Below are 17,244 nucleotides of genomic sequence, written 5' to 3' on the forward strand. Positions count from 1 at the left end.
TGTCACGCAATCTTGAAACGAGCGACGGAGCGACGCAGTTCTTCGGCCATCTGCGAGAGCTCGCGCACCTGCTGGGCCGTGGTCCGCGTGCCTTCTCCGGTCTGTTCCGTCACCGCAAAAATGTGCTGGATGTTGGCGGCCACCACGTTGGCCGAATCGGCTTCGCGGGAGGCGGACTGCGAAATCTGCTCGATGAGGTCGGCGAGTCGGCGCGACACGCGGTCGATCTCGGACAGCGCGGTACCTGCGTTGTCGGACAGCTTCGCCCCTTCGACCACACCCTGCGTGGAGCGCTCCATGGCGCCCACCGCGTCCTGCGTGTCGGTCTGAATCGCCTTCACCAGCGCCGAGATCTGGCGCGTGGCGTCTGCGGAGCGTTCGGCCAGTCGCTGAACTTCTTCCGCCACCACCGAGAAGCCTCGGCCGGCTTCACCGGCGGATGCCGCTTGAATGGCGGCGTTCAGGGCCAGCACGTTCGTCTGTTCGGTAATGTCCGAGATCAGCTCGGTGATTTCGCCAATCTCCTGCGACGATTCGCCCAGGCGCTTGATCCGCTTGGAGGTTTCCTGGATCTGGTCGCGGATGGAGTTCATACCGCCGATGGCGTTCTGCACGGCCTGCAGGCCCGACGATGCGGCTTGCAGCGACTGGCGCGCCACCGTGGCGGACTCTTGCGCTTGCGAGGACACGCCGTTGATTCGCTCGGCCATGGTCAGCACCGACTGGCCGGTTTCGCGAATTTCGCGCAGCTGCTCGGTCGAGGCGGCGAGCAGTTCGGTCGAGGTGTTTTCCACCTGCGACGTCGTCTGCGCCACGCGGGTTGCCGTGTTCTGCACGTTGCCCACCAGCAAACGCAGTTCTTCCACCGTGTAGTTCACCGAGTCGGCGATGGCGCCGGTGATGTCCTCGGTCACGGTCGCTTCCTGCGTCAGGTCGCCTTCGGCCACTGTCTGCAGTTCGTTCATCAGGCGAAGAATGGCGGCCTGGTTGGCGTTGTTCACGCGGCCGGCTTCTTCCGATGCCTGCTCGGCGGCCAGACGCTCGCGTTCGGCGACGGCGGCACGTTCGCGGCCTTCGCGCACCTGCACGAAACCGATGGCGCCGGCCAGGGCCAGGGCGGCCAGCGAGAGCACGAACAGCAGCACGATGGTGCCGGCGCCCAGGCCGGTGCGGGCCGAGAGCTTCTCTTGCAGTTCGCCCAGCGACTTACGCAGCGGCTCGCTGTCGGTCAGGATGGACGCCTGCGCTTCGCGCGCGGCCACCAGGCCCTGCAGGTTGCCCAGAATGGCCGAGGCCTGCGTGCGCATCTGTTCGTAGGTCTTCAGGATGGCTTCGAGCTGCTGGCGCGTCTGCGGGTCTTTCGAGCCGGGGAAGCGCTGCTGCGCGTTGCCGTCGAGCAGGCCGCGGGTGGTTTCCTGGAAGGTGTTCAGGTCCTTGCCCAGCAGGAACACGGCGTCGGGGTTCACACCCTCGACCGTGAAGAACTCGTTGGTCGACTTGCCGATGCGCTGCGTCAGCATCACGAGCTGGCCGGCGGCCGAGATCTCGGGCAGCGTGGCGTTCTGCTGCATCTTCAGCGACGCGACGGTTTCCGTCATTTCGAGCAGCGTGGACGACTGCTGGTTGATGTCGCGCAGAGCCGCACCCACCTGCGTCAGGATCTGGCGCTGGGCCAGCACGGCCTTGGCGCTCGCGTCGGCGCGGGCGACCAGCGGGTTGATCTTGTTCATCTCCTCGTCGTACTGGTTGCCGACGGCTTCCAGGCGCAAGGCGTCGTCGCCGTTGGTCAGGCCCTGCACGCGGCGCGAGAGGTCGTCGGCGCTGTCCTTCACTTCGACGAACGCCGAGGCGCTGCCGACGAGGGCCTGCGAGATCGACTTGGCCAGGCGCTGCGACTGCATCAGCGACTGGCCGGTGGCCGCCACCTGCTGCGCCAGGCGTTCCGCGCGAAGGATGGCGGAGCCGGCCACCAGCAACAGCGCCAACACCACGATGGCCAGCATGATGGCCAGCACGCGCTGCTGCTTGGCGGGGTTGGCGCCCATGCCGCCGCCCGCGGCGGGGGCCAGCGGAACCGCTTCGAGCGTGGCCGCGTTGGCGGCCTCGACGGACGCCGGATCGCCCAGCGCGTCGATGCCGCCGAAGCCGGTGTCGGCTGTGGCGGCGGATGCCCCCTCGCCCTTCTTGGCGAGGCGGATCGTTTTTTCGTCCGGAACCTGAACCGTGTCGACATCGTCGAGCGATATCGAACCGGAGTCGTCGACGCGGGCCTTGTCGTTCCCGTTGGTCGCGGGGAGTAATTTCTTGAACTTGTCGGCGATCGAGCTCACGGTCGGTCCTTCAGGTGGTTGCCAGTGCCATGTGCCGAAGCACTACGCACCAATACTCAAAAACTGGGGTTGCTGCGAAAGCGCCTGCAGGTTGACTTCCTGCCAGCGCTCCCCTGCTGCGTCGGTGTACAGATGCCCGTGCCAGGCCGGGGCCTCTGCGCCCGGAGCGTCGGCGGCCGTGAAGGCCTCCGCACCCCGCAACCCCGCCAGTCGATCGACCAGCAAAGCGCAGTTGACTTCGAGCAGCTCGTTGAATGCCACGAGCCGCGATTGGATGCGTGCCGCCTCGGTGGCGGCGGGGGCGCCCGGCGCACCGGACGCGAACGCCGACAGCTGCACGACGCCGTACAGGCCGCCGCGCAGGTTGGCGACGCCGAGGAACCAGGGCTCCGTGTAGGGCACGGGCTGGGGCGGCGTCCAGGGAAAGATTTCGCCGGCGTGCGCCAGCGGAAAGAGGTACTTGCCCTCACCCGCCTCGACCGCCAGCCAGCTCGCAGCCACGCCCGTGGTGCGCGCGGCCTGGAGGCGGCTCGCAAGCCGGGACTGGAAGGCGCGCAGCGCGTCGCGATTCGCCATGGAGTGCGCAGGTTCCCGCTCAGGCGAGCGCGCTGATCTTGGACATCAGATCGGCCGCGTTGACCGGCTTCACGATGTAGTCACGTGCGCCCTGGCGCATGCCCCAGACACGATCGGTTTCCTGGTTCTTGCTGGTGCACAGGATGATCGGAATGGCGGCGTACTTCGGGTCGCGGGCGATGGCGCGCGTGAGCTGGAAGCCGTTCTGGCCGGGCATGACCACGTCCATGAGGATCAGGTCGGGGTGGTCTTCCTCGAGGCGGCGCATCGCGTCGTCGGCGTTTTCGGCCGTTTTCACGGAGAAACCGTTCTTCTGGAGGAGGTCGGTCAGGAACACCAGTTCCGTCTTGGAGTCGTCGACGACGAGGATTTTTCGAATGGGCATTACTGCACTTCCTGTTGAACAATGCCAAACTGCTGCACGGCCTGCAGCAGCTGGTCTTTGGTGAATGGCTTGGTGAGATAGTCCTGGGACCCGACCATGCGGCCGCGGGCCTTGTCGAATACGCCATCTTTCGAAGACAGCATGACGACCGGGACATTGGAGAAATGCGCGTTGCGCTTGATGATGGCGCAGGTCTGATAGCCGTCGAGGCGAGGCATCAGGATGTCGCAGAAAATCAGGTGAGGCTTGTGGTCGTTAACCTTGGAGAGCGCGTCGAAGCCGTCTTCCGCGAGAAGAACCTCGTGCCCACCCTGCTTCAGAAAAATCTCGGCACTGCGCCGGATGGTGTTGCTGTCATCGATGACCAGCACCTTGTAACCAGATCCATTCGGGCCCATTGCAAACGCTCCTGCTCATGAGACTTGGATGCCCGCCGCGCCGAACATCGACGCAGATCGCGTAGCCCTATGCCATGCTTGTCAGATCTCAACCATTTCGAAGTCTTCCTTGCGCGCACCGCACTCAGGACAGGTCCAGTTCATCGGCACATCGGCCCAGGCCGTGCCTGCCGCGATGCCGTCTTCCGGTACACCAACCGCTTCGTCATAGATCCACCCACAAATCAGGCACATCCAAGTTTTCGTGTTCATCGGAGCTTAAAGTCCTTGTTCATTAAATGCAACGAGTGTATCTATGCGTATCTCACTGGCAGACCGTAAACGTCGCGCCTATGCCACCATCCAGGGGATTTCGCTAGGCGTATGACCATCTACTTACATCCAGACGAGAACGCCCGCAAACCGGGCAATCTTAACGACCCCTCGCAGGACGACGAGTCGCTGAGCGAACGCGACCTGAATCCCCCCTGCGTGCTGGTGTTCAATGCCAGCGATCCGAGCGGCGCGGGCGGCCTGGGCGCCGACGCCCTGGCCATGGGATCGGTGGGCGCTCACGTCCTGCCAGTGGTGACGGGCGCCTACGCACGCGACACGGCCGAGATCTTCGACCACTTCGCCTTCGAGGAAGAGGCCGTGGCCGAGCAGGCGCGCGCCATCCTCGAAGACGTCGAGGTCCAGCTGATCAAGGTGGGCTTTGCCGGCACCCCCGAGGCGCTGAGCACCATCGCCGAGACCGCCGCCGACTACCCGGACGTGCCCGTGGTGGCCTACATGCCCAACCTGTCGTGGTGGGACGAGAACCTGATCGAGGCCTATCTCGACGCTTTTCGCGACCTCGTGCTGCCCCAGACCACGGTGTTGGTTGGAAACCACAGCACCCTGTGGCGCTGGCTGCTGCCCGACTGGAGCGGCGAGCGCCCGCCCGGCGCGCGCGACATCGCCAAGGCCGCCGGCGAGTTCGGCGTGCTCTACACCCTGGTCACCGGCATGGTGCTGCCCGACCAGTTCATCGACAACGTGCTGGCCTCGCCGCAATCGGTGCTGGCCAGCGAGAAGTACGAACGGCTCGAAGCCGTCTTCGCCGGCGCCGGCGACACGCTCTCGGCCGCGCTCGCGGCCCTGCTGGCCAGCGGCACCGACCTCGTCGCCGCCACGACCGAAGCGCTCGCTTACATGGACCGCTGCCTCGACGCGGGCTTTCGCCCCGGCATGGGCCACGTGCTGCCCGACCGCCTGTTCTGGGCCGAGCCCGAGGACGACGAAGACGATGACGACGCGCCCGACACCCCACCCGATTTCGCTTTACCCCCGCACGACACGCGACACTGATGACTGACCAGAACGACCTTCTTTTCGAGCGCGCCCGCGCCGTGATCCCCGGCGGCGTGAACTCGCCCGTGCGCGCCTTCAAGGCCGTCGGCGGCACGCCCCGTTTCATCCAGCGCGCGCAAGGCGCCTATTTCTGGGACGCCAACGACAAGCGCTACATCGACTACATCGGCTCCTGGGGCCCGATGATCCTGGGCCACGGCCACCCCGCCGTGGTCGAGGCGGTGCAGAAGGCCGTGCTCGAAGGCTTCTCGTACGGCGCGCCGACCGAGCGCGAGATCGAACTCGCCGAAGCCATCCTGGCCCTGGTGCCGTCGATGGAGATGGTGCGTCTCGTGAGCTCGGGCACCGAAGCCGCCATGAGCGCGCTGCGCCTGGCGCGCGGCGCCACCGGCCGCAAGACCATCGTCAAGTTCGAAGGCTGCTACCACGGCCATGCCGACGCGCTGCTGGTGAAGGCCGGCTCGGGCCTCGCCACCTTCGGCAACCCGACCTCGGCCGGCGTGCCGCCCGAGGTGGTGCAGCACACGCTGGTGCTCGAGTACAACAACCTGCAGCAGCTCGAGGAAGCCTTTGCGCTGCACGGCAGTGACATCGCCTGCCTGATGATCGAGGCGATCGCCGGCAACATGAACTTCGTGCGCGCCACGCCCGAATTCGCCAAGCGCTGCCGCGAGCTGTGCACGCAGCACGGCGCGCTGCTGATCTTCGACGAGGTGATGACGGGCTTCCGTGTCGGCCTGCACGGCGCGCAAGGCGTGCTGGGCATCACGCCCGACCTCACGGTGCTCGGCAAGGTCATCGGCGGCGGCATGCCGCTGGCGGCCTTCGGCGGCCCGCGCGCCATCATGGAACAGCTCGCGCCGCTGGGCCCGGTCTACCAGGCCGGCACGCTGTCGGGCAACCCGGTGGCCACCGCCTGCGGCCTGGCCACGCTGAAGGAAATCTCGAAGCCCGGCTTCTACGAAGCGCTGGCCAAGAAGACGCGCACGCTGGTCGACGGCCTCAAGGCCGCCGCGGCCGCCGAGGGCCAGCCCTTCAACGCCGACAGCGAAGGCGGCATGTTCGGCTTCTTCCTGATGAACGAACTGCCGCAGAACTACGCGACGGTGATGACCACCGACAACGCCCAGTTCAATGCGCTGTTCCACGGCCTGCTCGATCGCGGCGTGTACATCGCGCCGGCACTCTACGAAGCAGGCTTCGTGAGCGCCGCGCACAGCGAGGACGACATCGCGGCCACCATCGAGGCGGCGCGCGACATCTTCCGCAAGCGCTGACGCGCGCCCTCCCCGCTCAGGCGGGGTCGATCGCCGCCACCGGCCCGGCCTCGGCTTCGAGCACCTCTGCCGCGGCCAGGCACAGGTCTTCGCGGAAGCGGTCGCTCACGAGCTGCACGCCCGTGGGCAGCCCGTGGCGCAGCCCCATCGGCACCGACAGCCCCGGCAAGCCCAGGATCGCGGTGGACAACAGCGGGCTCTGCGCATCCAGGATCTCCCGCATCGCGGCGCTGCCGCGCTGGTCGGCGTCGACCGGGAACGGATGGCGCCACGACACGGGCATCAGCAGCAGCGGATGTCGTTGAAGGAACAGCGCCCATTCACGCATCAGGCCCGTGCGCGCAGCCAGGGCGCGCATATAGCTTGCTGTGTCGAACTGCGGCGCGTGCGCATCCATGGCGCGGTAGGCCTGGCGGATGGTGTCGTCGCCGTCGCGCATCAGCGCCTCTTCCACCAGCAGCCGGCTGTCGGCCATCGTCAACGACAACCAGAGGTCGGCCGTCTCGCGCAGGCGCGGCGGCTGCGCAGGCTCGACGCGGTAGCCGGCGCGCTCCAGACGGCGTGCGGCGCGCTGCAACGCATCGGCTACTTCGGGGTCGCAGGCGTAGCCGGGCAGCTCGGTGCACAGCGCCACGCTGACGGGGCTGCCCGACGTGGCCGACTCCAGCGGCGCGGGCGCCCACCACGGGTCGCGCACATCGCGCTGCGCCATTGCGGCGAAGGCCAGCCGCAGGTCGCGCACGCTGCGCGCCAGCGGCCCCTGCACCGATGTGAGCTGGACCACCATCGGCCGCTCGCCCGCACCCGAAGGATTGAAGGCCGGCACGCGGCCGAAGCTCGGGCGCAGGCCGTACACGCCGCAGGCGTAGGCCGGGTAGCGGATCGATCCGCCCTGGTCGTTGCCGTGCGCGATGGCGCCGATGCCGACCGCCACCGCCGCCGCCGCGCCGCCGCTTGAACCACCTGGCGTGACATCGGCGTTGTACGGATTCAGCGTGCGTCCGTGTGCTGCGTTGTCGGTGAACCAGCGCATCGAGAACGCGGGCGTGTTGGTGCGGCCGACCACGATCGCGCCGGCGCGCTGCAGGTTCGCGACCACGGGGCTGTCGTCCTTCGCCACGACGCTGCGGTAAGCCTCCACCCCGTTGGTGGTGGCATGCCCGCGCTGGTCGACGTTGACTTTGATGGTGACCGGCACGCCGTGCAGCGGCCCGGTCGCCTCGCCCTTCGCGAGCACGGCATCGGCCTGCGCCGCCGCGCCGAGGGCCTCGTCGGCGCAGCCGTCGACCACGGCGTTCACCCGCGGGTTGACGGCCTCCAGGCGCGCCAGGCTGCTGCGCACCGCCTCGACGCACGAGACCTCGCGCGCCTTGATGCGCTGCGCCAGGTCGGCGGCTTCCAGTTGCCAGAGTTGCATGCGTTGTCTCCTTGAGAAAAATGAAATCGATCGATCGATCGGACGTGCGTCAGTCGCCCTTGACGCCCGCGCGCCGCACGGCGTCGGCCCAGCGCGGCTTCTCGCGCTTCATCAGCGCGCTGAGTTCCTCGGGGCTCGAAGGCAGCGCCTCGATCGACAGCGCGGCGTTGGCGCGCACCACGGCCGGGTCGGCCAGCGCGGCGCGCAGCGCGGTGTTGAGCCGGTCGACCGTCTTGCGCGGCGTGCCCGCCGGCGCCATCAGCGCGCCCCAGGCCACCACCTCGAAACCGGGCACGCCGCTCTCGGCCACCGTCGCCACCTCGGGCAGCACGCCGGCGCGCTTCGCGCTGGTCACGGCGATCGCCTTGACCCGGCCCTGCTGGATGAACGGCAGCACCGCCGAGATGTTCTCGATGGTCACGTCGAGCTGGCCGTTGACCATGTCGCCGACCGCCTGCGTGCCGGTCTTGTAGGGCACCTGCACCATCGTCAGCCCGGTCTCGGCCTTGAGCAGCTCGCCGGTCAGGTGGCCCGCGCTGCCGATGCCGGGCGAGCCGGCCGAGAGCTTGCCGGGGTGCTCGCGCCCGTAGGCGATGAGCTCCTGCAGGTTGCGCACCGGCAGGTCCTTGCGCACGATCAGCACGTAGGCGTTGCTCGAGATCAGGCCGACCGGCACCAGGTCTTTCTCGGGCGCGTAGGGCAGCTTCGAGAAGAAGGCCGGGTTGATGCTCAGCGTGACGAGGTTGCCGTAGCCGACCGTGTAGCCGTCCGGCGCGGAGGTGGCCAGCGCCTGCGTGCCGACGATGCCGCCGGCGCTGGGGCGGTTGTCCACCGCCAGGGCCTGGCCCAGCTCGCGCCCCATGGCGTCGGCCACCGGCCGCACCGCGACGTCCACGCCCGACCCGGCGGCATAGGGCACGATGAATTTCAACGGGCGCTCGGGAAACTGGGCCGAGGCGCCCATCGAGGCGCTCAGAGCGACGGCGGCCAGCCCGGCCAGGACGGTGCGGCGGGTCCACGCGAATGACAGTGCAGGCACGAAGGTATCTCCTGTGAGAGTCCCGCCGCTCACCATGAGACGACCGGTGCGCAAAGTCTAGAAATCGGCCGCGCGCCGGAAAAGACAATCGCTTGTCGCGATGACAACCTGTGTTTGTCTGGGGATCACCCGGTGGCGCCGCCCGGCAGAATGCCCCGCATGAAGGACCACCAGCTCAAGGCCTGGCTGCGGCTGGCCGACACCGGCAGCATCCGCGCCGCCGCGCGCAGCCTGCACCTGAGCCAGGCGGCAGTGACCAAGGCGATCCGCGAACTCGAGGCCGAGGTCGACGCCCAACTGGTGCTGCGCAGCTCGCGCGGCATCGAGTTCACCGAGTGCGGCCGCCAGCTCACCGTGCGCGCGCGGCTGGCGCACCAGCAGCTCGAGCTCGCGCGCCAGGACATCCGCATCCTGCAGGGCAGCCAGCACGGGCGCGTGGCCGTCGCCGTGACGCCGATGGTGTTCCTGGGCGTGCTGCCCGAGGTGGTGCGCGCCTTCCGCAAGGCCATGCCGCATGCGCAGCTCAAGCTCTTCGACGGCCTGATTCCCCAGGTGCTGCCACTGCTGCGCGAAGGCACGATCGACTTCGCGGTGGCGGGCCCGGTCGCCGCGGCGCTCGACGCCGACTTCGCGTTCGAGCGGCTCGACATGATCGAGATGGCGGTGCTCTGCCGGCGCGGCCATCCGCTGAACCGCGCCACCCGATGGGAAGAAGTGGCGGGCGCCGAATGGCTGATGCACCTGGCGCCCGGCAGCCAGCACACCTTCTTGCTCGAACAGTACGCCGCGCAGGGCCTGCCGCTGCCCGAGCACCGCATCGAGGTGGCGTCTTTCGGCGTGAGCTGGGGCCTGCTCACGCGCAGCGATGCGCTGATGGTCGGGCCGGCCGGCATGCTCACGATGCCGCCGTATGCCGATCTGGTGGAGCGCGTGCCGCTCGCGATGCCGGTGCCGCCGCTGGAGCTGGGCATCGTCTCGCCGCGCGGCAAGCCGCTGTCGCTGGCGGCGCTGCGGCTGGCCGAGCTGTTTCGCAAGTACCTGGCGCGGCCCGCCTGAGCGATGTCATCGTTTTCGCGATCGCCGCGTGTATATTGCGCCGGCGTTCGCGGGGCCATTCCCACGCGCGCAGACCCAAGGGAAGCCGTCATCGCAGCCACCATCGAAGCCGCGAGACAGAACAAATTTCAGGATGCCCCGCCCATGACCCCCTTGCGCATGCTGCCGCTGCTGAGTGCCCTTCTTTTGCCGGGCCTCGCGCTGGCGCAGTCCTTCGAGCCGAAGAACATCTGGGTCAACCCCGGCTTCTACTCGGCCCACTTCGACAGCGGCAAGGGCCTGGAAAACGCCAACCCGGGCCTGGGCTTCGAGTACCCGCTGAACGACACCTACCGCGTCACGGCCGGCACCTTCCACAACAGCAACCGGCGCCAGTCGCACTACGTCGGCCTGTACATCCTGCCCTTCGAGTTCTACGGCGTGAAGTTCGGCGCGGTGGTGGGCGGCTTCGACGGCTACCCGGACTATCGCAACGGCAACTGGTTTCCGGCCATCATTCCGACAGCCGCCATCGAGGGCAAGAACTGGGGCCTGAACATCGCCTACGTGCCGACGATCAGGAACCGCCTCTACGGCGCGATCAGCTTCCAGCTCAAGTACCGCTTCGGCACGCACGAGTAACGGCCACAAAAAAGGCCAGGGCCGCGCGAGCGACCCTGGCCTTGTTCGGGCAGGCCCCGCAGGGCCGCAGGCTCAGTGGCGGAAGTGGCGCACGCCCGAGAACACCATCACTACGCCGCGCTCGTCGGCCGCGTCGATCACTTCCTGGTCGCGCATCGAGCCGCCCGGCTGGATCACGCAGCCTGCGCCCGCGTCCACCACCACATCGAGGCCGTCACGGAACGGGAAGAAGGCGTCGCTCGCCACCGCCGTGTCCTTGAGCGACAGGCCCGCGTGCTCGGCCTTGATGCTGGCGATGCGCGCCGAATCGAGGCGGCTCATCTGGCCGGCGCCCACGCCCATGGTCATGCCGTCGGCACAGAACACGATCGCGTTGCTCTTGACGTACTTCGCGACCTTCCAGGCGAACAGCAGGTCTTGCAGCTGCTGCGGCGTGGGCTGCTTCTTGCTGACCACCTTGAGGTCGGCCAAGGCCAGCTCGTGGTTGTCGGCGGTCTGGATCAAGAGGCCCGAGCCGACGCGCTTGACATCCATCGCGTTGCGGCCGTTGTCCCAGTCGGTGGTGCCACCCTGGGGCAGTGCGATCTCGAGCACGCGCACGTTGAGCTTGGCCTTCGTGGCCTGGAACACTTCCAGCGCCTCGGGCGTGTAGCCCGGTGCCATCAGCACTTCGACGAACTGCTTGTTGACGGCCTGCGCGGTGGCGAGGTCGACCGGGCGGTTGAAGGCGATGATGCCGCCGAAGGCCGAGGTCGGGTCGGTCTTGAAGGCCTTGCTGTAGGCCTCGAGCGCATCGGCGCCCACGGCCACGCCGCAGGGGTTGGCGTGCTTGACGATCACGCAGGCCGGCACGTCGAAGCTCTTCACGCATTCCCACGCCGCATCGGCGTCGGCGATGTTGTTGTAGCTGAGCTCCTTGCCCTGCAGCTGCTTGGCCGACACGAGCGAACCGGGCGCCGGGTACAGGTCGCGGTAGAACGCGGCCTGCTGGTGCGGGTTCTCGCCGTAGCGCAGGTCCTGCACCTTCACGAAGCGGCCGTTGCTCTGCGCGGGGAAGAGCGAACGCGTGGGCGCGGGCTGGCCGATGCTGGCGTCGAAGTCGATGGCCGAGAGGTAGTCGCTGATCGCGCCGTCATAGTCGGCGATGCGGTTGAACGCGGCCACCGAGAACGCGAACTTGGTCTTGTCGCTGAGCTTGCCGTCGGCCTTGAGTTCGGCCAGCGCCACGGCGTACTGCGAGGCGTCGGTGAGCACGCCCACGTCCTTCCAGTTCTTGGCCGCGCTGCGCACCATGGCCGGGCCGCCGATGTCGATGTTCTCGATGGCGTCCTCGAGCGTGCAGCCGGGCTTGGCCACGGTGGCTTCGAACGGGTACAAGTTGACCACCAGCAGGTCGATGGTGTCGATGCCGTGTTCCTTGATGGCGGCAACGTGCGCGGGCAGGTCGCGGCGCGCCAGCAGGCCGCCGTGGATCTTCGGGTGCAGCGTCTTCACGCGGCCATCGAGCATTTCGGGAAAGCCGGTGTGGTCGGCGACTTCGGTCACCGGCAGGCCGGCGTCGGCCAGCAGCTTGGCGGTACCGCCGGTGGACAGCAGCTTGACGCCCAGGCCATGCAGGGCCTGCGCGAATTCAAGGATGCCGGTCTTGTCGGAAACGGAAAGGAGTGCGGTCTGAGCCATGGGATATGCCGTGGAGTTATTTCAAAAGTTTGTGCTCGACCAATTTCTTGCGGAGCGTGTTGCGGTTCAGGCCCAGCCATTGGGCGGCCCGGGACTGGTTGCCTTCGGCGCGCGTCATGACGACGTCGAGCAGGGGTTTCTCGACCACGCGCACGAGCATCTCGTACATGCCGTCGGGTTCGGTGCCCCGCAGATCGCGAAAGTAGCTGTCCAGACTGCTGCGAACGCAGTCCTCGATGTGTTTCTTGCTCATTGCTTCTTCTCTTTTTGTCTTCGCTCAATCGACGGCGCAGGCCGTCTCCTCTTCTCCCGCCGGCTCCTCGTCTGCCGTCGGGGCGGGCATGCGGTCCATGCGGTCCGCAAGCCCCTGGAAATAGTCGTCGACCGCGCGCAGCTGGCCGGCGCAGTCTTCGATGGCGTTCATGCGTGCGCGGAACGCCTCGCCCTCGGGCAGCGCGCGCACATACCAGCCGATGTGCTTGCGCGCCGTGCGCACGCCGCTGAACTCGCCGTACAGCGCGTAGTGCTCCACCAGGTGATCGAGCAGCAGCCGGCGCACCTCCGCCACCAGCGGCGGCGCCAGGTGGGTGCCGGTGTCCAGGAAATGCGCGATCTCCCGGAAGATCCACGGCCGGCCCTGCGCGGCGCGGCCGATCATCACGGCGTCGGCGCCCGTGGCCGCGAGCACGTCGCGTGCCTTCTCGGGCGAGCGGATGTCGCCGTTGGCCACCACCGGCACGCGCACCGCGGCCTTCACGGCGGCGATGGTGTCGTACTCGGCGTAGCCCTTGTAGCCCTGCTCACGCGTGCGCCCGTGCACCGTGAGCATCTGCACGCCGGCCGATTCGAAGTCGCGTGCGAGCTTCACCGCGTTGCGGTGGTCTTCGCTCCAGCCGGTGCGCATCTTGAGAGTGACCGGCACGTGGAATGGTTGCGCCGCATCGACCACGGCCTGCACGATTTCGAGGGCCAGCGGCTCGTCGCGCATCAGCGCCGAGCCGGCCCACTTGTTGCAGACCTTCTTGGCCGGGCAGCCCATGTTGATGTCGATGATCTGCGCGCCGCGCTCGATGTTGTAGACCGCGGCCTCGGCCATCATGGCCGCGTCGGTGCCGGCAATCTGCACCGCAATGGGGCCCGGCTCGCCGTCGTGGTTGGCGCGCCGCGACGTCTTCAGCGTGTTCCAGAGTTCCTTGCGCGAGGTGACCATCTCGCTGACCGCATAGCCCGCGCCGAGTTCGCGGCACAGCATGCGGAAGGGCCGGTCCGTCACGCCGGCCATGGGCGCGACGAACAGCCGGTTTTCCAGCGTGTGGGTGCCGATCTGCAAGGTCATGGGAAGGAGTGCTGTGCGGGTCGGCTGCTGAAAAATGAGGCACGATTGTAGCCACGTGGCATTTCAGCGACTGAAACGATTTACGCCTTTTTGCGCTTGCGACACAGGCGTAAACACCAGTATTTCGCGGGGCCTTCTCCCACGCGCTTGCGACGTGAGCGCTGCCTATACTTCGCCGACCTTATGCAAGCCTGGCTCGACGCACTCCTGGCGCTCCTCGCGCTCCCCCAGTACGGACTTTCGACGCTGTTCATCGCGGCCTTCGTGTCGGCCACGCTGCTGCCGGTGGGCTCCGAACCGATCCTGTTCGGCCTGCTGAAACTCAACCCCGAGATGTTCTGGCAGGCCATCGCCGTGGCCACCATCGGCAACACGCTGGGCGGCGCGGTCGACTGGTGGATGGGCTACGGCGCGCACAAGGTGGCCGACAAGTACTCGCACTCGAAACACCACCTGCGCGTGCTCGGCTGGCTCGAGCGGCTGGGCCCGAAGGCCTGCCTGCTGAGCTGGCTGCCGATCGTGGGCGACCCGCTGTGCGCGGTCGCCGGCTGGCTCAAGCTGCCGTTCTGGCCTTGCGTGGGCTACATGGCGATCGGCAAGTTCCTGCGCTACGTCACCATGACCTACGCGCTTCTATACGTCTTCCCGTCATGAAGCGCGCGATCGAAAAAACTCAGTTCAGCAGTTCGTAGGGGCCGCCGCGCTCCAGCGCGCGCTTGTAGGCCGGGCGCGCATGGATGCGCTCCAGGTAGGCCATGAGCTTGGGCCGCCGCGCATCGAGCCCGCCGCGCGCCTGCGAGGCTTCGACCACGAAACTCATCTGGATGTCGGCGCCCGTGAATTCATTGCCCGCGAACCACTCGCTGCGGCCGAGTTCGGCCTCCATGAAATTCAGATGGCCCGTGATGTTCGGATGAATGAAGGCCGACTTCGCCTTCGCCGCGATGGCCTTGGCGATCGGCTTGGCGAAGAAGGGCATCTTGCTCGTCTCGATCCGGTCGAACACCAGCTTGAGCAGCAGCGGCGACATCGCCGTGCCTTCAGCGAAGTGCAGCCAGTAGCGGTAGCGCAAGGCTTCGGGCGAACCCGGCGCAGGCGCGAGCCGGCCCTGGCCGTAGCGCTCGATGAGCGATTCGATGATCGCGCCCGATTCCGCCAGCGTCGCGCCGTCGTCGGTCGTCACCACGGGCGACTTGCCCAGCGGATGCACGGCCTTCAGCGAAGCGGGCGCCAACATGGTCTTCGGGTCGCGCTGGTAGTGGACGATCTCGTAGGGCAGCTCGAGTTCTTCGAGCAGCCAGAGCACACGTTGCGAGCGCGAGTTGTTCAGGTGATGGACAGTGAGCATGGCGAATGAAGGCCTTCCGGCAGAGGATGCAGCGGGCGCGCAGTCTAACCACAACGCACGCGGGTTCCGGGCGCCCGCTGCGACAGCGTGACCGCCTACGGCAAACCGTGGACCGGCTTCCTACACTGACCCGGATGGCCCCTCACTTCACGCGGCGCCGCCGCACCTCGCTGTTCATCACCGGACTCTGGCTCGGCCTTGCGGCCTGCCAGGCTTGGGCACTCACGCCCGAGGAGGTGTTCCGCAAGGTCGCGCCCGCCGTCTGGACCGTGAAAGGCGAACGCGGCAACAACCAGACCGCCATCGGCAGCGCGGTGGCCGTGACCTCGGGCGCGCTGGCCACGGCCTGCCACGTGGTCGACGGCGCCGTCGCCGTCACCGTGGTGCAGGGCCCGACCACACTGCGCATCACCCGCATCGTGCGCGACCCCGACCCGTCGCGCGACCTGTGCGTGCTCACGAGCGAAACGCCGCTGCAGCTGCCCGCCGTGCAGATCGTCCCCGCCGCCGAGTTGCGCGTCGGCCAGCGCGTGTTCGCCGTCGGCAGCCCGCATGGCCTCGAACGCACGCTGAGCGAGGGCCTGATCTCGGCGCTGCGTCCGCGCGCGCCCGGGCAACTGCCGATCGTGCAAACGTCGGCGCCCGTATCTTCAGGCTCCAGCGGCGGCGGGTTGTTCGACACCGAGGGCCGGCTGGTCGGCGTGACCGACAGCGTGGCGCCTGGTGGCGCGAACCTCGGCTTTGCCTATCCGGCGCAATGGGTGATGGAACTGCCGCAGCGCGTGACCACGGAGCTGGCGACATGGCGCGATCTGCTGAAGACCACCGGCGTGGTGTTCGGCCCCAACGGGGAACCCGCGCCGTCCGGCCACGCCGAGCTGGCGGACCTGCAGGCCCTGCCCTCCATCGGCGCCGACCCGACCCCGGTGCGCAATGCGTACCGCCAGTTCCTGCTGCAGGCCCGGCCCCGGATCTTCCTGATCACCGGCGATCAGAAGTTCGGCACTGCCACCAGCTCGGCCGCGCTGACCGAGCATCTGAAAGGCTGCACTGAACGCAAGGTGACGTGCGCCGCCTACGCGGTGGACGACACCGTGGTGTGGGGCAAGCAGAAGACGGAGTGATCGAAGAGGCTCGCCGCAAGGCGGCCCGTTCGTGAAACACCGAGGAACCGGCTTTGCCGGGCCTCAGGTGCTGCCCCCCACAAGGGGCGAGCGAAATCAGGAGCTGAACAAGAAGTTCATCACGTCGCCATCCTTGACAACGTATTCCTTGCCTTCCGAACGCATCTTCCCCGCGTCCTTCGCGCCCTGCTCGCCCTTGAAGGCGATGTAGTCGTCGAACGCGATGGTCTGGGCGCGGATGTAGCCCTTCTCGAAATCGCCGTGGATCACGCCAGCCGCCTGCGGGCCGGTGTCGCCGATGTGGATGGTCCAGGCGCGCACTTCCTTCACGCCAGCGGTGAAGTAGGTCTGCAGGCCCAGAAGCTTGAAGGCGGCGCGGATCAGGCGGTTCAGGCCCGGCTCTTCCTGGCCGATTTCGGCGAGGAACATCTTCTTGTCTTCGTCGTCCATCTCGGCCAGGTCGGCTTCGATCTTGGCGCAGATGGCGACCACGGGCGCGCCCTGCTTGGCGGCGTACTCGCGCAGGCGGTCCAGGTAGGGGTTGTTCTCGAAGCCGTCTTCCGACACGTTGCCCACGAACATGGCGGGCTTGGCGGTGATGAGCGTGAAGCTCTTCACCAGCGGCATCTCTTCCTTGGTGAACTCGAGCGCGCGCACGGGCGTGTTCTCGTTCAGCGCGGCCTGGCAGCGTTCGAGCAGGCCGACGAGCTTCTGCGCGTCCTTGTCGCCCGAGCGGGCCACCTTGGTGTGGCGGTGCAGCGCCTTCTCGACCGTGGCGAGGTCTGCCAGGCACAGCTCGGTCTGGATCACCTCGATGTCGGAGATCGGGTCGACCTTGCCGGCCACGTGGATCACGTTCTCGTCGTCGAAGCAGCGCACCACGTTGACGGTGGCGTCGGTCTCGCGGATGTGCGCCAGGAACTTGTTGCCCAGGCCTTCACCGGTGCTGGCACCGGCCACCAGGCCGGCAATGTCGACGAACTCGACGATGGCGGGCACCACGCGCTCGGGCTTGACGATCTCGCTCAGCTGGTCGAGCCGCGGATCGGGCACTTCCACCACGCCCACGTTGGGCTCGATGGTGCAGAACGGATAGTTTTCCGCTGCGATGCCGGCCTTGGTCAACGCATTGAAAAGGGTGGATTTACCGACGTTGGGCAGGCCGACGATGCCGCATTGCAAACTCATGGGAGGTCCTCTTGGGTAACCCCCGATTTTAGGCTGACCGGGTTCTCCCCCTGGCCAGGCGCCCTTCCCGCCACGCCGGCGCGCCCTTTTCCAAGGCGCTCGACTCCGCCCGAAAGCCCTCTGGCAGCGGCTTCGAG

18 protein-coding genes are annotated in these 17,244 nt (G+C 67.5%); 6 read left to right on the top strand and 12 right to left on the bottom strand.

Annotation, left to right across the window (positions count from 1 at the left end):
- Nucleotides 1–2 precede the first annotated feature (2 nt).
- From AC1RGU_RS20610 to AC1RGU_RS20630, 5 genes are all read right to left on the bottom strand, one after another.
- Nucleotides 3–2,330, bottom strand: coding sequence for a methyl-accepting chemotaxis protein (locus AC1RGU_RS20610; protein WP_492697686.1), 2,328 nt, complete (start codon nucleotides 2,328–2,330; stop codon nucleotides 3–5).
- A 42-nt stretch (nucleotides 2,331–2,372) separates the two neighbouring features.
- On the bottom strand, nucleotides 2,373–2,906 hold the full coding sequence (locus AC1RGU_RS20615) for a chemotaxis protein CheW (RefSeq protein ID WP_062479111.1): 534 nt from the start codon (nucleotides 2,904–2,906) through the stop codon (nucleotides 2,373–2,375).
- A gap of 19 nt (nucleotides 2,907–2,925) precedes the next feature.
- Nucleotides 2,926–3,291 (bottom strand): response regulator, encoded by a 366-nt coding sequence (locus AC1RGU_RS20620; RefSeq protein WP_062479114.1) that lies wholly within the window; start codon nucleotides 3,289–3,291, stop codon nucleotides 2,926–2,928.
- The gene (locus tag AC1RGU_RS20625) at nucleotides 3,291–3,689 is read right to left on the bottom strand and encodes a response regulator (protein ID WP_021012487.1); all 399 of its coding nucleotides are present in this window, start codon (nucleotides 3,687–3,689) and stop codon (nucleotides 3,291–3,293) included. Before AC1RGU_RS20625 ends, AC1RGU_RS20620 begins: the two co-directional genes overlap by 1 nt.
- A gap of 81 nt (nucleotides 3,690–3,770) precedes the next feature.
- Nucleotides 3,771–3,941, bottom strand: a complete 171-nt coding sequence (locus AC1RGU_RS20630) for a rubredoxin (RefSeq protein ID WP_007838397.1) — start codon at nucleotides 3,939–3,941, stop codon at nucleotides 3,771–3,773.
- Nucleotides 3,942–4,052: 111 nt separating this feature from the next.
- Here AC1RGU_RS20630 and thiD point away from each other — a divergent pair, with 111 nt between their 5' ends.
- Both thiD and hemL read left to right on the top strand, forming a co-directional pair.
- Entirely contained in the window at nucleotides 4,053–5,018 is a 966-nt protein-coding gene (gene thiD / locus AC1RGU_RS20635) for a bifunctional hydroxymethylpyrimidine kinase/phosphomethylpyrimidine kinase (protein WP_492697687.1), read from the top strand.
- Nucleotides 5,018–6,298: a glutamate-1-semialdehyde 2,1-aminomutase gene (gene hemL / locus AC1RGU_RS20640; protein ID WP_492697688.1), complete on the top strand. Its 1,281-nt coding sequence runs from the start codon at nucleotides 5,018–5,020 to the stop codon at nucleotides 6,296–6,298. Before thiD ends, hemL begins: the two co-directional genes overlap by 1 nt.
- A 16-nt stretch (nucleotides 6,299–6,314) precedes the next feature.
- On the opposite strand, the gene AC1RGU_RS20645 is transcribed toward hemL, so the two are convergent.
- Both AC1RGU_RS20645 and AC1RGU_RS20650 read right to left on the bottom strand, forming a co-directional pair.
- Nucleotides 6,315–7,715, bottom strand: coding sequence for an amidase family protein (locus tag AC1RGU_RS20645; protein WP_492697689.1), 1,401 nt, complete (start codon nucleotides 7,713–7,715; stop codon nucleotides 6,315–6,317).
- 49 nt (nucleotides 7,716–7,764) lie between these two features.
- The gene (locus AC1RGU_RS20650; protein ID WP_223301428.1) at nucleotides 7,765–8,754 is read right to left on the bottom strand and encodes a Bug family tripartite tricarboxylate transporter substrate binding protein; all 990 of its coding nucleotides are present in this window, start codon (nucleotides 8,752–8,754) and stop codon (nucleotides 7,765–7,767) included.
- A 159-nt stretch (nucleotides 8,755–8,913) separates the two neighbouring features.
- Here AC1RGU_RS20650 and AC1RGU_RS20655 point away from each other — a divergent pair, with 159 nt between their 5' ends.
- Both AC1RGU_RS20655 and AC1RGU_RS20660 read left to right on the top strand, forming a co-directional pair.
- The gene (locus AC1RGU_RS20655; protein WP_062479122.1) at nucleotides 8,914–9,810 is read left to right on the top strand and encodes a LysR substrate-binding domain-containing protein; all 897 of its coding nucleotides are present in this window, start codon (nucleotides 8,914–8,916) and stop codon (nucleotides 9,808–9,810) included.
- 144 nt (nucleotides 9,811–9,954) lie between these two features.
- Complete coding sequence (locus AC1RGU_RS20660) at nucleotides 9,955–10,431, top strand: hypothetical protein (protein WP_062479124.1); 477 nt, start codon at nucleotides 9,955–9,957, stop codon at nucleotides 10,429–10,431.
- 72 nt (nucleotides 10,432–10,503) lie between these two features.
- Here the strand turns inward: AC1RGU_RS20660 and purH are convergent, their stop codons facing one another.
- Genes purH through dusB form a run of 3 tightly spaced genes read right to left on the bottom strand, consistent with a single transcriptional unit; the run spans nucleotide 10,504 to nucleotide 13,447 of the window.
- Nucleotides 10,504–12,111, bottom strand: coding sequence for a bifunctional phosphoribosylaminoimidazolecarboxamide formyltransferase/IMP cyclohydrolase (purH, locus tag AC1RGU_RS20665; RefSeq protein ID WP_492697691.1), 1,608 nt, complete (start codon nucleotides 12,109–12,111; stop codon nucleotides 10,504–10,506).
- A gap of 16 nt (nucleotides 12,112–12,127) precedes the next feature.
- The gene (locus tag AC1RGU_RS20670; protein ID WP_056577757.1) at nucleotides 12,128–12,364 is read right to left on the bottom strand and encodes a Fis family transcriptional regulator; all 237 of its coding nucleotides are present in this window, start codon (nucleotides 12,362–12,364) and stop codon (nucleotides 12,128–12,130) included.
- 24 nt (nucleotides 12,365–12,388) lie between these two features.
- Nucleotides 12,389–13,447: a tRNA dihydrouridine synthase DusB gene (gene dusB, locus AC1RGU_RS20675; RefSeq protein WP_492697693.1), complete on the bottom strand. Its 1,059-nt coding sequence runs from the start codon at nucleotides 13,445–13,447 to the stop codon at nucleotides 12,389–12,391.
- Nucleotides 13,448–13,630: 183 nt separating this feature from the next.
- Between dusB and AC1RGU_RS20680 the strand changes: the two genes are divergently transcribed.
- A complete protein-coding gene (locus AC1RGU_RS20680) occupies nucleotides 13,631–14,101 on the top strand; it encodes a YqaA family protein (RefSeq protein ID WP_056577751.1) in 471 nt (156 codons plus the stop codon).
- A gap of 19 nt (nucleotides 14,102–14,120) precedes the next feature.
- On the opposite strand, the gene AC1RGU_RS20685 is transcribed toward AC1RGU_RS20680, so the two are convergent.
- Nucleotides 14,121–14,795: a glutathione S-transferase gene (locus tag AC1RGU_RS20685; RefSeq protein WP_492697695.1), complete on the bottom strand. Its 675-nt coding sequence runs from the start codon at nucleotides 14,793–14,795 to the stop codon at nucleotides 14,121–14,123.
- A gap of 134 nt (nucleotides 14,796–14,929) precedes the next feature.
- Between AC1RGU_RS20685 and AC1RGU_RS20690 the strand changes: the two genes are divergently transcribed.
- On the top strand, nucleotides 14,930–15,919 hold the full coding sequence (locus AC1RGU_RS20690) for a trypsin-like peptidase domain-containing protein (protein WP_492697697.1): 990 nt from the start codon (nucleotides 14,930–14,932) through the stop codon (nucleotides 15,917–15,919).
- Nucleotides 15,920–16,015: 96 nt separating this feature from the next.
- Here AC1RGU_RS20690 and ychF read toward each other — a convergent pair whose 3' ends face one another.
- A complete protein-coding gene (gene ychF, locus AC1RGU_RS20695; RefSeq protein ID WP_095948031.1) occupies nucleotides 16,016–17,107 on the bottom strand; it encodes a redox-regulated ATPase YchF in 1,092 nt (363 codons plus the stop codon).
- Between the last annotated feature and the right edge of the window lie 137 nt (nucleotides 17,108–17,244).

It is taken from the genome of Variovorax sp. GW823-FHT02B07 (assembly GCF_058797695.1).